Origin of the sequence: Streptomyces spiroverticillatus (assembly GCA_014650415.1) — a bacterium.
Taxonomy (GTDB): domain Bacteria; phylum Actinomycetota; class Actinomycetes; order Streptomycetales; family Streptomycetaceae; genus Streptomyces; species Streptomyces spiroverticillatus.
On sequence record BMUX01000001.1, the window covers coordinates 845724 to 861103 of the forward strand.

A 15380-nucleotide genomic window follows, 5' to 3' on the forward strand; every position below is an offset into this window, starting at 1 on the left:
GCCGGGCGGTCGGTCCGCGACTCGGGGGTCGGCCGGGCGTCGGTTCACGACTCGGTGCTCGGCTCGGTGGTCGGCCGGTTCACGGCTCGGGGGTCGCCCGGGCGGTCGGTTCACGACTCGGTGCTCGGCTCGGTGGTCGGCCGGTTCACGGCTCGGGGGTCGCCCGGTCAGTTCTCGACGGGCAGGCCGAGTTGGCGCGCGACGTTCACGCGCAGCAGGTCGTTCGGACCGGCGTAGGTGAGGGCGGCCGCCGGGGAGGCCAGGTCGGCGGCGAGGTCGAAGCCGGGGAGGAAGGCACGGACGCCGGCCAGCGCGGTGGCGTGTCCGGTCAGCCGTACGTAGTCCTCGGACACGGAGATCTTGGTAAGGGCGGCCTCGGCGGCCAGCAGCCGGGTGGGCGTGCCCGCGTCGAGCCGGGCGGCCATCGCGTACAGCTGGACGCGGGAGCGGTGCAGCGCCAGGGCCATGTCGCTGACCCGGGCCGCGACCTGGTGACTGGCCCCCATCCGGCGGCCGAAGTGGTTACGCTCCGCCGCCCATTCGACGGTACGGGCCAGCAGGCGCCGCATCGGGCCGAGCGCGTAGCCGAGGATGACGGCCCGCTCCCAGGCGGTGGTGGAGGCCATCACCGCGAGTCCCGATCCCTGCCGGCCGAGCAGCGCGCTCCCGGGCAACCGGACCTCGTCGAAGAGGAGCTCGCCCATCGGCACGGTGGGCAGGGCGGTCTTGGTGAAGGTCTCGCCGCGGCGGACCCCCGGCAGGTCGAGCGGGACGAGGAAGGCGGAGAGCGCGAACGGCGAACGTTCCTCGGCGGTACGGGCGAACACGATCGCCCGGTCGGCCACGGGGGCGGCGGTGATGAACGTCTTGGCCCCGTCGAGCACGAAGCCCTCGCCCTCGCGCCGGGCCCGGGTGCGCATGGAGAACGGGTCGCTGCCGCCGCCCCGTTCGGTCAGCGCGTGGCACAGCAGCGCACCGCCTTCCTGGACGTCGGCCACCCGCTGCCAGGCGTCCGCGCCGACGGCGTCCCGCAGCGGGAACTGCATCCCGAAGATCTGCGAGGTCAGCGCGTAGCACAGCCCCGGGTCCGCACCCGCGAGACCGAGGCCCTCGATCATGGCGAGCGAGCGGGTGACCGGTCCCGGCGCAGTGGCCCCTGGCGGGGCGAGCCGGAGCACACCGAGGTCGGCCATGGCCTGCCACTGGGCGAGGAAGTCCTTGCCCTCGGCCTGCCGCACCACCGGTTCGGCCAGGTCCCGGAAGTCGTCGACGAGCTGCTCCGTCTCGGGGGCCCCGGAGCGCAGCACCGAGGCGAGCGCCGCGCTCATATCCGCATCCCGTCCGGAAGGGTCTCGCCGGAAAGCTTCCCGATGGCACTCCAAAGCGCCCTGGGCGTACGGAAGTTGGCGGCGACGATCTCGGTGTCGGGCAGGGCGATCCCCGCCTCCTTGTCGAGCGCCGTGACGATCTCCATGATCGCCAGCGAGTCGAGGAGCCCCCTTTCCAGCAGCGGGGTGTCGGCGTCGAGGGAGCTCGCGTCCTCGCCGCGCCCCCAGGTGATTCGGCTGCCGATGAGGGTGCAGAGTTCTTCGACGCTGTTCATGCGGTGATCTCCTCCAGGAGTGCGGGGGCGGCCGTCTCGCTCAGGGCGCGACGGTCGACCTTCCCGCTGGTGGTCGTGGGCAGGGTGGTGAGCGGTACGACCCGGTCGGGCAGCATCCGCCGGGGCAGCACGTCGCGCAGCGCGGCCAGGACCTCGCGTTCGTCGGCGTCGGTCTGTGCGTACGCCCAGACTTCACCCGCGTACGGGCCGCCCTTGGCGACGACGGCGGCCGCGGTGATCTGCGGCAGCTCCAGCAGGGCGTTCTCCACGTCCATCAGGTCGATGCGGTGGCCGCGCCGTTTGACCTGGTTGTCGCGTCGGCCGCGCAGCAGGACCTCGCCGTCGGGCCTGAACCGGCCGAGGTCGCCGCTCGGGTGGGCGCGGCGGGTCACGCCGTCCCGGAAGGTGACGGTGACGGTGGGGTCGACGGGTGCGCCGCCGCGCAGATAGCCCTGGAAGACGACGGGTCCGGCGATGTGGATCTCGCCCTCGCCGTCGGTGGGCCTGCCGTCCTCGTCGAGTACGTCGATGTGTACGCCGCCGATGCCGCGGCCGATGGGCAGTTCCTGGTCGGCGGTCCAGTCGGCCGGCACCCGGTAGTAGGTGCAGGCGTTCGTCTCGGTGGGCCCGTACAGGTTGTAGAAGGGCACCCCGTCCAGGATGCGCAGGTACTGCTCCAGGAGTTCGGGTACGAACGCCTCGCCGCCGAAGGCCACCAGGCGCAGGGCGGGCGGCGGGGCGTCGGCGATGCCGCCCTGCCGGAGCATGTTCTGGTACAGCGACGGCACCGCCATGAAGGCGGTGATGCGCTGCTCGGTCAGCCAGCCGACGACGTCGCGCGGGAAGGACCGCAGCAGGTCCGGCATCAGTACGGTGCAGGCCCCTGCGGCGGCGGCGCTGAACAGGTCGAAGGTGGTCAGGTCGAAGGTGAGGGCGGCCTGCGAGCCGATCCGGTCGTCCGGGGTGAGGCCGAACTCGTCGGCGGCCCAGAGCGCGTAGTGCGCGACGTTCTCGTGCGAGAGGAGAACGCCCTTGGGCCAGCCGGTGGAGCCGGAGGTGAAGAGGAGGTAGCCGCCCTGGGCGGTGGGTCCGGGCAGGGGTGCGGGCCGCTCCTCGGGGGCGAGGATCCGCAGCCCGTGCAGACCGTGCGCGAAGGGGACCTCGGGGGCGGGTGCCCCGTCGCGGGCGCGGGCGGCGGCGCGGTGGGCGCCGGACAGCGCGCGGCCGTCGGTCAGCAGCAGGGACAGGCCCGCGTTGTGGATCATGCGGGCGGTGCGTTCCGGCGGGTCGGCCACGTCGAGGGGCGCGGCCACACCGCCGGCCCGCAGCACCGCGTACAGGGCGATGACGGTGGCCGGGGCCTTGGGCGCGTAGACACCGACGCGGTCGCCCGGGGCGACACCGCCGGCGATCAGTTGGTTCGCCAACGCCTGGACCGCCAGATCGAGTTGGGCGTACGTCCAGCTCTCCCCCGCACCCTCCAGGGCGGTGCGGTCGGGGTGACGGGCGACGGAGCGGGCCAGCAGGGCGTCGAGGCGCACCGGGGCCTGCGCGGTCATCGGGCGGCCTCCACGGACCGGGTGTGCTCGGCGAGGAAGTCGCGGACGGTGTCGGCGACCAGCTCCGGGGCGACCAGGTGGGGGTAGTGGTCGCAGCCCTCGGGGACCAGGCGCCGGAAGGGGCCCGCGACCGCCCGCTCGACGGCGTCGACCTGGGCCAGGGAGCCGTACTCGTCCGCGTCGCCCTGGATCATCAACACCGGTGCGGTGACGTCGAGTTCGTCCTCGATGTTCCAGGTGCGGAAGGCGGGCGAGAGCCACACCCCGCTCCAGCGGTCGAAGACCCCGTGGGGGTCGTCGTGCACCATGGCCAGCTTCCGGGAGAGCGGGCCCGCCTCGTACGCGGCACGGGCGTTCTCGATGCCGGTGCGGTTCGCCTCCTCGAAGAACAGGTGCGGCCCCATCCCGACCACCGCTTCCACGGGGTGGGCCGAGGCGTGCAGCAGGGCGGTGGAGGCGCCGTCGCTGTGGCCGACCAGGACGGGTCGGTGCAGGCCGAGCGCGGCCAGCAGTTCGGGCAGCACGTCCTGGGCGTGCTCGTGCATGTAGCGGGGGGTGCGGGGCAGCGGGTCGGGGCCGCTGCCGCCGTGGCCGTGGCGGGAGTAGACGAGCGCGCGGCGGCCGGTGGCGGCGGCGAGGCGGGCGGGGAAGCTCCCCCAGGCCGCGAGGCAGCCGAGTCCGCCGTGCAGGAAGACCAGGGGCGCCAGGTCCGGGTCGCCGTCCAGGAGGACGTGTTCGAGCGGGCCGTTGCTCGTATCGATGACAGGCACAGGAGGAATCCTTCTCAGCGATCAATTCCGGTGGTTCGGCGATCAGTTCTGCGGGCTCGGCGATGAGTTCCGCGAGCCGGCTGAAGGTGCCCGACGAGGTGCGCGGCGAGGTGCGCAAAAGGGTGCGCTCCGCCGCGTGGGCGGTGTCCCTCGCGGACGGCCGAGCCGTTCGGACCGGGCCAGTCGACCACAGAGGCAAGGGGGCGAACCACACCCGATTCACAATGAGGCGATCACGTTTCCTGATGGTTTCCACGGGAGTTGGGCGACTGGGCCACGGATCCCAAGGAGCCCTGAGGTATCACGATTCGTGATCGAGGCAGAGCGAATTGCGTCTTGGCCGTCCCCGGGGCCGGTGTTGGACTGGAACCCGCGACGGCCCCGCGCACTGCCGGGGAGCCGCACTCCACCATCCCCGCTTCAACCCCGGAGAACGCCATGCCTCTCATCAACGTGCAGCAGACCCCCGGCAAGACCGCCGAGCAGAAGGCCGAGTTGGTCCGCGAGCTGACCGACGCGTACGTCAGGGCCACCGGCAGCAAGCCTGAGAGCGTGTGGGTGACCGTGCAGGAGATCGGCACCGACAGCTGGTCCGTCGCGGGCGAGACGCTGGCCGCCCGCGCGGCCAAGCGCTGATCCGCGTCCGGCCCGCCGGAACAGGAGTGGATGAGCCGCCGTGAGCGACCTGCCCGGCACCGCCCGGCCGTCTTCCGCCGCCCCCTGGGACCTGCTGGTCGTGGGGTGCGGTGCGGGCGGACTCGCCGCGGCGGTCGGCTTCGCCGAGAACGCCCCGGGCGGCCGGGTCCTGGTCCTGGAACGCTCCAGCCGCTACCTGCGCGGCTGGAGCACCGCCCGCACCCGCTCGCCGTTCCGGCCCGCCGAAGGCTTCGGGTGCCGCCCGCACGAGCCGGGCGAGGGCTCTTCGGACGCCGCGCACCTCGCGGTGCTGCGTGCGCACGCGGAGCCGACCGTGCGCTGGCTCGCGGACCGGCACGGCGTGGCGTTCGAGACCTGCGGCGCGAACCTGGTGGACGGTCTCGCCACGTCGCTTGATCTGCTGGGCGGTTCGATCGCCCACGGGGTGCGGGCCACCGGGCTGAGCACGGACGGCCTCGGCTCCGTCACCGGCGTCTACGTGCAGCAGGACGGCAGGACCCGGCACATCGCCGCACGGCACACCGTGCTCGCCTCCGGCGGCTTCCAGGGCAGCCCGCACCTGCTGGAGCGTCATTTCGGCCCCACCGGTGGGGAGTTGCGTCCCTCGACCCCCGGCGGCAGGAACAACCGGGGTGACGGCATCGAGATGGCGGTGGCGGTGGGAGCCGCCCGCGGCGGCCGCTACGACCATTTCCACGGCGAACCCGTGGACCCGCGCAGCCACCCGGCCGAAGCACTGGTCCTGGCCTATCCGTACGGAATCCTCGTCGACGCCGACGGCCGGCGCTTCCTGGACGAAGGGGCGGACACCCCCGACCGGACCTCCGGCGACGTCGCCTTCCGGATCTGGCGGGACGCCCGGCAGTCCGCGTATCTGATCTGCGACGCCAAGATCCTGCGGATCGACGGGCACGAGCGGCTGCTGGCGCGGGACCAGGATCCGGTCACCGCGCCCACGGTCGCCGAGCTGGCCCGCAGGCTGGACCTCGTACCCGACGAACTGACCCGCACCGTGGACCGGTTCAACGCCGCCTGCCGGCCGACCGGTCCCTACGACGCGACCCGGCCGGACGGCAGGCACACCGTGGATCTGGTCCCGCCGAAGTCCAACTGGGCGCTGGCACTGGACACCGGCCCCTTCCTGGCCTGGCCGGTGCACTGCGCCATCGCCTTCACCTTCGGCGGACTGCGCACCGACGCCCGCTCCCGGGTGCTGACCGAACAGAACGAGCCCATCGCGGGCCTGTACGCCGTCGGCGAGACCGCCGGGCTGCACTGCGGCCGCTGCGCGGGGGCCACGTCGGCGCTGCGGGCGCTGACGTTCGGCCGGCTGGCCGGGGCGGAGATCGCCCGGACGCGGAACGCCGCCGACCCGGTCCCGCCCGCACCCCCGTCTCCTTGACCCCGCCTCCGACTTGGCCCGCCTCCGACTTGGCCCGCCCCCGACTTGGCCCGCCCCCGACTTGGCCCCGCCTCCGACCCAGAAAGTTGCCACGTGCCATGAAGACAGCGTCACCACGCACGTCCCACGGGCTGCTGCTCGCCGTCCTGTGCTCGCTGAACGCCGGGGGCCTGTTCGCCTCCGACATCAATCTGCCGGGCGTGCCGGCCGCCGCGCACGCGCTGGACACCCCGGTGGCGTCCGTGCAGTGGACGTTCAGCGCGTTCATGATCGGCATCGCTTTCTCGCAGGCGGTCTACGGGCCGATCTCGGACGCGTACGGCCGCAAGCGCGTCATCGTCTCCGGGCTCGGCCTGTTCGTCCTCGCCTCCCTGGTCTGCGCGGTGGCGCCCACCGTCGAGGTGTTCGGCGCGGGACGGCTGCTCCAGGCGCTGGGCGCGGGCTCGGGCATGGTGCTCGGACGGGCCGTGATCAGCGATCTGTACGAGGAGAAGGACGCGGCCCGGATGTTCGCCACGGTCATGCCGATCGTCGGCGTCTCCCCGTCCGTGGCCCCGCTGGTCGGCGGCTACCTGACCACGTACGTCTCCTGGCGGGCGCCGTTCGCCGTCACCGCCCTGATCGGTCTGGCGACGCTGTGCGTGATGGTCGTCGCCATCCCCGAGAGCCTGCCGCCGGAGCGCCGCAGCAAGCACCTGAGGGCGACCCTCAAGAACTACCCCCGTCTTCTGACCCGGCCGCTGTTCTGGGCCTACAGCGTCAACCTGGCGGTGGCGTACGGGGGTTACTTCGGCTATCTGGCGGCCTCCCCGCTGATCTTCGAGAAGATGGGCCTGGCCACCGAGACCACCAGCTACTGCTACATCACGGTCTCCATCGCGTACGTCGCGGGCAATCTCACCTCACGGACGCTGATCCGCAAGCGGCCCATCCACCAACTCCTCTGGGCGGGCCACGGGTTCTTCCTGCTGGGGGCGCTGATGATGCTGGGCCTGGGGCTGAGCGGCGCCGAGGCGGACTGGGGGCTGCTGGTGCTGGTCTTCATGCCGGTGATGACCTTCGGCAACGGATTTCTGCTGCCGCTGTCCATGAGCGCGGGAGTGACGACCTTCCGGTCGACGGCGGGGTCCGCCTCCGGGCTGATGGGAGCGCTCCAACTGCTGGGTGCCTCGCTGGGCATTTTCCTTTCCAGCCGGTTGCCGTCGGGTGATCTTTTCGCCCTCGGCTGGTTCGTCGCGGCGGCCGCGACAATAGGCGCCGCCGCCTTTGCTCTGTTCCTTTCCATGGCCGACCGAAAAGAGCGGCCCGCAAAAGAGCGGACCGAAAAAATTCAAGGAAACGACACCCGGGTAAAGGACTTGCAAGGGACCCCTGTTAATTAGCGGAACAAACTACTTGTAGGTGGCACCCACCCGTTGGGTGCCGCTCCGCGGTGTGCGATGATTCCCGCCGCAGCGACCCTGCGAGGTGAAATGATTCGCCATTCAACGACGGGGTCGCCCGGAGGGGTTGGGGGATCCCGTGGAACTGCGCCAGGTCCAGTACTTCATCGCTGTCTCGGAAGAGCTGCATTTCGGCCGGGCGGCGGAGCGGCTGCACATCGGCCAGCCCGCGGTCAGCCAGCAGGTGCGACGGCTGGAGCGGGAGCTGGGCGTCGAGCTGTTCGACCGTTCCGGTCGCGCCGTGACGCTCACCCCGTCCGGCAAGGCCCTGCTTCCGGAGGGGCGTGCACTGCTGAAGGCACTGGACGCGCTGACGGTCAAGGCCGAGCGGCTGGCCGCGCAGGACGAGTCCACCTTCCGGGTCGGCATCAGCTCCGCCCTGGGGAGACGCCTCGACGACTTCCTGGACGCGCTGCCCGCTTCCGGCGCGGGCACCCGCTTCGAGTTCCAGACCCTGGACGCCCCCACACGCCTGGCGCAGGTACGTTCCGGGCGGCTGGACGCGGCCTTCGTCAGAGGCGTCGAAAGCGCCCCTGGCCTGCATCTTCTTACGCTCTGGCACGACCCGCTCGTGGTCGCGCTGCCGGCCGCGCACCCGCTGGCCGCACGCGGCCGCCTGGACCTGGCGGAGCTGGCCGGGCTGCCGTTGCGCCTCGCCTCCCGCGAGGCGAACCCGGTCCTCTTCGACACCGTCACCGCCGCCTGCCGCAAGGCCGGTTTCGAGCCGACCCTGGGCCCGCCCTTCGCCGGGCTGCAGAACACCCTCGCCGAGATCGGCGCGGGCGGCGCCGGCTGGACGCTGGTGTACCCGGCGGCCGCCGAGACGGTCTCCTCCCGGCGGATTGCCCTGCTTCCGCTCCTGGGGGAGCCCATCGCCGTACGTATGTTTCTCGCAATCCCGGAAAACGCCGCTCCCAAGCGCCTGGAGTTGCTCGAGGCCACCGGCGCAGAAGTCCGACGAAAGGTGGCGGAGGAGAAACGCAAGTCCTCGCATGACTGACTCTTTGCCTCGGACTTACGATTCTTTGGATTGCATGCGATAAGTTCTGGAACAGCGCGCTTCCGGCGTTCCACTCGCCGATATTTTCTCTCGGCCGAGGAGTCCCGAAGTGAACCGGAGGCGCGTCAACGGGGTGGCGCGGGATTCATCTGGAGAAATCCCGCCATTATTAGTGATCATTTTCCGGCCGGTACGTCATTCCTTGACGGATTCCATGCGCCGAGAGCCACCCCGCCCACTGAGTGCGCCTGCTACGGCTATGGAGGGGTAATGATCGTCAACCTTGATGTGACGCTGCGTGACGGCGGCTACCGCAACAACTTCGACTTCCCGCTCGACTACGCACTGCACCACGCCCGGGAGAGCGTCGCGGCCGGCCTGGAGTGGGTCGAGATCGGCTACCGCAACGGCTCGTTCACGACCAAACCCGGCCTCGGCCGCACCGGCGTCGGCGCCGACGACTACATACGCGCGGTCGCCGAAGTCGTCTCCCCCGACCGCCTCTGCATGATCCTGCACCCGAAGAACATCACCGAGGACGACCTCCCGGCGATGTACGGGGCGGGGGTCCGGCTCGTACGGTTCTGCCTCCCCTCCGGTGCGCCCGAGACGGGGCTCGCCCTGCTCTCCCGCGCCGCCGAGCTGGGGTTCACCACCACCGTCAACATCACCCGGGTCAGCCAACTGGACCGCCGCAGACTGGTCGAACTCGCCGGGATGTCCGCCGACGCCGGTGCGGACGTGGTCTACCTCGCCGACTCCAACGGCAGCATGCTGCCCGATGAGGTGTCCCAACTGGTCACCCTGGTCCGGTCGGTGACCGACACCGCCGTCGGCCTGCACGCCCACAACAACCTCGGCCTGGCGCTGGCCAACGCCATCGCGGCCGTCGACGCGGGCGCCACCTGGATCGACTCCTCCATCCTCGGCATGGGCAAGGGCCCGGGCAACCTGGTCACCGAGCAGTGGCTGGCCTACCTCGGCCGGGGCACCGGCGGCGACACGTACGACCTCGGCCGGATCCTCGGCCTCGCCCACCGCATGGAGTCCGAGATCGAACAGGCCACGCCGTCCCTGCCGCTGCCCGACCTGGTCCTCGGACACTTCGACCTGTCCGTCGAGGAGCGCGCCAAGCTCCCCGTCGACCGGATCGGCGACGTCTTCTCGGCGGCCCGCGAACTGACGGCGGCGGGCGCCCGATGACGTCCCCCCACCGGCAACCGGTCCGCACCGTCCTGGGCGATCCGGACGCACCGCGCCACGCGGTCGTCCTCGCCCCCGTACTGCCCCGCTGGGACCACGGTTCCTTCTTACGGGGGGCGGCCGGGCCGCTGCTCGCCTCGGGGCACCGGGTCACCGTGTACGACACCCTGTCGCTGCTGCACGAAGGCGACGACCTCAAGGCCCTGGTGAACCGCTGGGCGCCGCACCTCGCGGCGGCACCCCCCGACCTGCTGGCGGGCAACGCCCTCGGCGGCGCCGTCGTCCAGGCCCTGCTCGCCCAGGAGTGGACCCACCGGGCCAGGGTGCTGCTGCTCTCCGCCCCCACCGTCGCCGACGACGTACTGAACACCACGCTGGAGCGGATCGCGGCCGCCGTCACGGACCGGGGGCTGCCCGCCGCCCTGCGCCTCCTCGAAGAGGCCGTCCGCGGTCCGGGCCGACCGACCACCACCCGCCCCGCACCCACCGAACCCCCTCTCCCCGACGCGGAGTCGGCCGGACGACGGCTCGCCGCCGGGCTGCGGCTGCTGCACGACGCCGACGCCCAGACCCCCGTACGGGACTTCCCCGGCCCGCTGCTGCACCTCTACGGCGAGAAGTCGCTGCTCGTACGGCGACAGCACCTGGCCACCGGCCCCGGCCCGCAGCACCGGCTCGTGGGCATCCCGCAGGCCGGCATGCGCCCGCACGCCGACCGGCCGGACCTCACCGACGAGGCCGTCACCCGATTCCTGGGAGCTGAAGACTCATGACCCGCAAGACCGTCGCGGTACTGCCCGGCGACGGAATCGGACCGGAGGTCCTGGACGCCGCACTGCCGGTGCTCGCGGACCTCGACCTCCCCCTCGACCTGGAATTCGGCGAGATCGGCTGGGACTGCTGGCGCACCGGGGGCAACCCCGTGCCGGACCGGACCTGGGACCTGATCGGCCGCAGCGACGCCGTCCTGCTCGGCGCCACCACCAGCAAACCGCGCCGCGAGGCACTGGCCGAACTCGCCCCCGAACTGCGCGAGCACGCACCGCAGTACCTCTCGCCCATCATCCAACTCCGCCAGCGGCTCGACCTGTTCGCCAATCTGCGCCCGGTGGAGAACCACCTCGGCGGCGGCACCCCGTACCGCTTCTGCGTCGTGCGGGAGAACACCGAGGGCCTGTACGCGGGCCTGGACTTCCACCCCGTGCCCAACGCCCTGTGGCCGCTCGTCGCCGAGCACCCCAACGCACGCCGCGGCGGGCCGGACGACGCCACCGCCAGCATCCGGCTCCAGACCTCGTACGGACTGGACCGCATCCTGCGGTTCGCCTTCGAGACCGCCCGCCGGCACGGCTACGGGCGGGTCACCCTCGCCGACAAGCCCAACGTCCTGCGCCGGAGCAGCGCGTACGTACGGGAACGGTTGGAGGCCGTCGCCGCCGACTACCCGGAGCTCCCCTTCGAGGTCCTGAACGTGGACGCCGTCGCCCTGTGGATGGCCCGCCGCCCGGAGCGCTTCGGCGTGATCGTCGCCGAGAACATGTTCGGCGACATCCTCTCCGACCTCGGCGGCGGCGTGATGGGCGGCCTGGGCCTCGCGCCCAGCGCCAACATCGGCGAGCGGGGGAACTACTTCGAGCCGGTGCACGGCAGCGCACCGGCGATGGCCGGACGCGGACGCGCCAACCCCGCCGCGGCGTTCCTCACCATCGGCATGATGCTGGAGCACCTCGGCTTCCCGGAGGCGGCGGGCAGCGTCCACGACGCCGTCCGTCAGGTGGTCCGCCGCCGCGACCGGGTCACCTACGACCTCGGCGGCACCGCCACCACCACCGACATGGCCCGGGCCGTCATCGAGGCCGGGCAGCGCACCACCTCCGCCCCCACCGCCGCCGTCGTCACGATCGGCGACGAACTCCTGCGCGGCGACCTGGCGGACACCAACGCCGCCGACGCCGCCCGGATGCTCGCCGAGCGCGGCATCGCGGTGCGCGTGCGCCACACCGTCGGCGACGACGAGGCCGACATCGCCGACGCCGTCCGGCCCTCCCTCGGCCGCGACGACGTGATCGTGGTCATGGGCGGGCTCGGCCCCACCTCCGACGACGTCACCCGCAGCGCCGTGGCCCGCGCGCTCGACCGCCCGCTGGAGCACCGCGAGGAGGCCTGGCAGGGCGTGGTGGAGCGGCTCACCCGGTTCGGGGTGACCGTCCACGACGACAACCGCCGCCAGGCGCTGTTCGCCGAGGGCGCCGAGCTGCTGCCGAACCCGGGCGGCACCGCCTGGGGCTGTTCCGCCGCGTCCCGGGGCAGCACGGTGATCATGCTGCCCGGCCCGCCGAAGGAGTGCCTGCCGATGCTGGCGGCGGTCCTCCGCGACGGCCTGCCCGACCTGCCCGTACCGGCCGCGACGACCACCGTCTTCCGCCGCACGCTCGGCCTCGTCGAGGCGGACGCGGCGGCCCTGGTCGACGTCCTCGTCAAGGACAGCGGCGTACCGGTCAAGCCCGCGTACCGCTGGCACTACCCGTACGTCGACGTCCGGCTCGACTGCCCGCCCGACGCCGCCGACGACCTGGCCGGACGCCTGGACGCGGTGCTCGCGCGGTACGTCGTCACCGACCGGGACCGCACCGCGGTCCAGGAGCTCGCGCTGCTGCTCGACCGGTACGGCCTCGCCCTGGACCTCGACGACCGGCTCACCGAGGGCACCTTCGCGACCGAACTGGCACGCGAACGCGACCGCGACCGCGCGACCAGCGGCGCACCCAGCGGCGGAACGGGCCCGCTCCGGGTCTCCCTGTCGGGCGTCTGGGAGGGCGGCAACCGGACGACGTACACCGGAACGGTCACTCTCACCTGCACCGTCGCCGACGGGACCGGCCGGCGCACCGACGAGCTGACCGTCCCCAACCGGGGCGCCGAAGTCACCACGTACTTCGCCGAGTTCGCGGCCTGGTCCGTCGCCCGGCACCTCACTCTTCGTACGGAGGAATCCGCATGACCACCGCCCAAGCCGCCCCTGCCGGGGTCACGGAACTGCGCGAGCGCCTGCTCCGCCTGGACACCGCCGCCGTGGCCGACGCGATGGACGGTCTGCGCCTCCCGCCCGGGGTGCTGCCGGGCATCGCGGCCCGCACCCCGGACGCCGTCGCCTGCGGACCCGCCTTCACCGTCCGCTACCGGGCCGTCGACGACGACACCGCGTTCCGCAGCGCCGCCGACTACCTCGACGACGTACCGGCCGGATCGGTGGTCGTCGTGGACAACAAGGGCAGCCGCACCTGCACCACTTGGGGCTCCCTGCTGAGCTCCGTCGCCCTGGCCCGGGGCGTCTGCGGCACGGTCGTGCACGGCTCGGCACGCGACGTACGGGAGAGCCGCGGCGCCGGATACCCCCTGTTCAGCACCGGCGTGACGATGGTCAGCGGCAAGAACCGGGTGATGCTCGACCGCACCGGGGTCGAGGTCGACATCGCCGGTACGTCCGTCGCCCCGGGCGACTGGATCATGGCCGACGACAACGGCGCGCTGCGCATCCCGGCCGCCCTGGTCGAGGGGGTCGTGCGCCGCGCCGAAGCGGTGGAGCGCACCGAGTCCCGCATCCGGGAGGCCGCGCTCGGCGGCAGCCGCCTCGACGAGGCGCGGGCCCGCTTCGGCTACGCCCGCCCGTGGGAGGACGGGGAGAACGGGGAGGACCGGGAGAACGGGGAGAACGGGGACGTCGATGACGACCGCCGCTGAACCCGCCCCGCAGTCCCCCGGGGACGCACGCTTCATCGACGTACATCACCATGTCGGCCCGGACGCGTACGTCCGCCGCCACACCGCGACCAGCGCCGGGGCGGTCTACGCCGCGCACTCCGGCTGGGTGGTCCTGAAGAACCACCTCGGCTCCACCGCGGCCCAGGCCTGGGAGGCCCGGCAGCAGGGACTGCCCGTCTCCGGGTCGATTGTCCTCAACGACCTGGCGGGCGGCTTCGACCCGCGCGCCGTCGAGCAGGCCGTCGTCCAGCACGGCGACGACAGCGGTCTGCGGCTGATCGTCCACCTCCCCACCGTCACCGGCCGCGGCCACCGCAGCCGTCTGGCCCGCACCCCCTCCCATCCGCTCCTCGCCGACGGGCAGCGCCCGCTCACCGTCACCGACGACAGCGGCACGCTCCGCCCCGAGGTGCGCGAACTCCTGCGTGCGGCAAGGGACTTGCCGGTCGTGGTCTCCACCGGCCACGCCGACGGCCACGAGGTGCGGCTGCTGGTCGACGAGGCCGTACGCCTCGACCTGCCGCGCCTCATGCTCAACCAGCCCGCCAATCCCATGACCGGGCTGACCTGCAAGGACCTGGTGGAGGTGGCCGCAGCCGAGCAGGTGTGGACCGAACAGACCGCCCTCACCCTCCTCCTCGGCTACCAGGACCGGAGCGACTTCGACGACGTCCTGTCCCTCCTCCCGAGGACCGTCTACAGCTCCGACCTCGGCCAGCCCTCCCAGATGGACATCGCCCCCTGGCTCGACTGGAGCCGGACGGCCTTCCGGGAGGCCGGCCTGACCCGCGAGCGGGTCAGGGAGGTCACCCACGGTGCCCCCCTGACGATGCTGACCGTGTGACCGTATGACCCACGGGGCTCAGAGCCACCCCTTCTTCTTCACGAAGCCGAAGGTGGCCAGGGCCGCCACCACCACCGACCCCACCAGCACCGGCAGTGCGTAGAAGTTGTCGAAGCCGTACTCGTCGAGGTGCACGAAGTTCGCGCCGGGGATCGCCGCGAACGTGGACGGGATCACGAACATCAGCGTGATCGCCGCGACCTTGCGGTTCTGCACCGTGGACACGACCTGCTCCTCCGTCAGCTGGTTCAGCCGGTCCATGTCCTTGTTGAAGTCCCGCAGCTCGTCACGGATTTCGCGCAGGAGCTCGACGGTGTCGGGGTGGTTCTCGCAGCCGGCGAGGGTGGCGTGGGTGTGGATGGCGTGGTTGGTGTTCGTGTTCATGAGCTTCTCCTGAAGGGTTGGAGGGTGAAGGGGGGTTGATTTGGGTCTGGAGGGTCGGAGGGGGGCTAACGCCGTCCCGTACGCCGCGAGAGCGCCAGGCAGACCGCGTTGTCGAGCGGTGCCCTGGCCAGGCGGCGGCGCAGTGCGGTCAGGCGGAAGATCGTGAGCATGACAGAGCTCCCTCTGTGCGGGCACCCGGAGAGCACGGGGTGCGGCGACGCCACCGGGGCATGCGGAAGCACGCCGCGACGGGGCCGCGCGGGGGCGCGGGTGCGGTGAGGAGGTAATGCGGTGATGTCAGCGAGGAGTTGAGCGCACTCGACTCGCCAGGGCGGGCAGGCCCGCTACCGGGGGCTGAAGCGGCTGGGGATCAGCGCGCGAAAGCGACGGAGGCGACGCGAAGTGCGGTGCGGTAAGCGCAACTCGGACTGTGATCCATGGGGACTGTCGCCTCCTCTCGGCCGTGATGTCGTGCTGCCGGGTCGTCAGGCGTGCACGTGGGTGCGGTGCGCCGGGGGGGGGCTGAGCCAGTCCGCGCGGCTCCTCCACGCTAGCAGCGTGCTCTTCGGTCCCGTGGGGCCAGAAGTCCTGCCTGGCCGGGTCGAAGGTCCCTTACGGGGGGTGCTTGGTGGTCGCCCGGTACTGGGGCGGGTTTCGCCCCAGCCCCGCCCCTTCACCTAAACCCGCGGGGCATCGTGGCTGGCGTTTTGCGCAGTTCCCCGCGCCCCTGAAAGGGGCGCGGGGAACTGCGCGA

General features: G+C 72.2%; 14 protein-coding genes. 9 read left to right on the forward strand and 5 right to left on the reverse strand.

Going from position 1 to position 15380, the window contains the following annotated elements; all coding sequences use genetic code 11:
* Window positions 1–167: 167 nt before the first annotated feature.
* From IE269_RS03940 to IE269_RS03955, 4 genes are read right to left on the reverse strand one after another with little or no spacing between them, the layout of a single operon-like run.
* Window positions 168–1328 carry an acyl-CoA dehydrogenase family protein gene (locus IE269_RS03940; protein ID WP_189821228.1) on the reverse strand — a complete coding sequence of 387 codons (1161 nt, stop codon included), beginning with the start codon at window positions 1326–1328 and terminating at the stop codon, window positions 168–170.
* Window positions 1325–1603, reverse strand: a complete 279-nt coding sequence (locus IE269_RS03945) for an acyl carrier protein (protein WP_189821229.1) — start codon at window positions 1601–1603, stop codon at window positions 1325–1327. The genes IE269_RS03940 and IE269_RS03945 overlap by 4 nt, the downstream gene beginning before the upstream one ends.
* Window positions 1600–3162 (reverse strand): amino acid adenylation domain-containing protein, encoded by a 1563-nt coding sequence (locus tag IE269_RS03950; RefSeq protein WP_189821230.1) that lies wholly within the window; start codon window positions 3160–3162, stop codon window positions 1600–1602. Before IE269_RS03950 ends, IE269_RS03945 begins: the two co-directional genes overlap by 4 nt.
* On the reverse strand, window positions 3159–3932 hold the full coding sequence (locus IE269_RS03955) for an alpha/beta fold hydrolase (RefSeq protein WP_189821231.1): 774 nt from the start codon (window positions 3930–3932) through the stop codon (window positions 3159–3161). The genes IE269_RS03950 and IE269_RS03955 overlap by 4 nt, the downstream gene beginning before the upstream one ends.
* A gap of 438 nt (window positions 3933–4370) precedes the next feature.
* On the opposite strand from IE269_RS03955, the gene IE269_RS03960 reads away from it, so the two are divergent.
* The 9 genes from IE269_RS03960 to IE269_RS04000 all read left to right on the forward strand — a co-directional run bounded on the left by IE269_RS03960 (window position 4371) and on the right by IE269_RS04000 (window position 14242).
* Complete coding sequence (locus IE269_RS03960; RefSeq protein WP_189821232.1) at window positions 4371–4568, forward strand: tautomerase family protein; 198 nt, start codon at window positions 4371–4373, stop codon at window positions 4566–4568.
* A gap of 40 nt (window positions 4569–4608) precedes the next feature.
* Window positions 4609–5991 carry an FAD-binding protein gene (locus IE269_RS03965; protein ID WP_189821233.1) on the forward strand — a complete coding sequence of 461 codons (1383 nt, stop codon included), beginning with the start codon at window positions 4609–4611 and terminating at the stop codon, window positions 5989–5991.
* 98 nt (window positions 5992–6089) lie between these two features.
* The gene (locus IE269_RS03970; protein WP_189821234.1) at window positions 6090–7373 is read left to right on the forward strand and encodes a multidrug effflux MFS transporter; all 1284 of its coding nucleotides are present in this window, start codon (window positions 6090–6092) and stop codon (window positions 7371–7373) included.
* 139 nt (window positions 7374–7512) lie between these two features.
* Window positions 7513–8433 (forward strand): LysR family transcriptional regulator, encoded by a 921-nt coding sequence (locus IE269_RS03975; RefSeq protein ID WP_189821235.1) that lies wholly within the window; start codon window positions 7513–7515, stop codon window positions 8431–8433.
* Between the two features lie 270 nt (window positions 8434–8703).
* The gene (locus IE269_RS03980) at window positions 8704–9636 is read left to right on the forward strand and encodes a beta/alpha barrel domain-containing protein (protein WP_189821236.1); all 933 of its coding nucleotides are present in this window, start codon (window positions 8704–8706) and stop codon (window positions 9634–9636) included.
* Window positions 9633–10409, forward strand: coding sequence for an alpha/beta fold hydrolase (locus IE269_RS03985; RefSeq protein WP_189821237.1), 777 nt, complete (start codon window positions 9633–9635; stop codon window positions 10407–10409). Before IE269_RS03980 ends, IE269_RS03985 begins: the two co-directional genes overlap by 4 nt.
* Complete coding sequence (locus IE269_RS03990; RefSeq protein ID WP_189821238.1) at window positions 10406–12637, forward strand: isocitrate/isopropylmalate family dehydrogenase; 2232 nt, start codon at window positions 10406–10408, stop codon at window positions 12635–12637. Before IE269_RS03985 ends, IE269_RS03990 begins: the two co-directional genes overlap by 4 nt.
* Entirely contained in the window at window positions 12634–13377 is a 744-nt protein-coding gene (locus IE269_RS03995; protein ID WP_189821239.1) for an RraA family protein, read from the forward strand. The genes IE269_RS03990 and IE269_RS03995 overlap by 4 nt, the downstream gene beginning before the upstream one ends.
* On the forward strand, window positions 13361–14242 hold the full coding sequence (locus IE269_RS04000) for a DUF6282 family protein (protein ID WP_189821240.1): 882 nt from the start codon (window positions 13361–13363) through the stop codon (window positions 14240–14242). The genes IE269_RS03995 and IE269_RS04000 overlap by 17 nt, the downstream gene beginning before the upstream one ends.
* An 18-nt stretch (window positions 14243–14260) precedes the next feature.
* Here IE269_RS04000 and IE269_RS04005 read toward each other — a convergent pair whose 3' ends face one another.
* A complete protein-coding gene (locus IE269_RS04005; RefSeq protein ID WP_189821241.1) occupies window positions 14261–14626 on the reverse strand; it encodes a magnesium transporter CorA family protein in 366 nt (121 codons plus the stop codon).
* Between the last annotated feature and the right edge of the window lie 754 nt (window positions 14627–15380).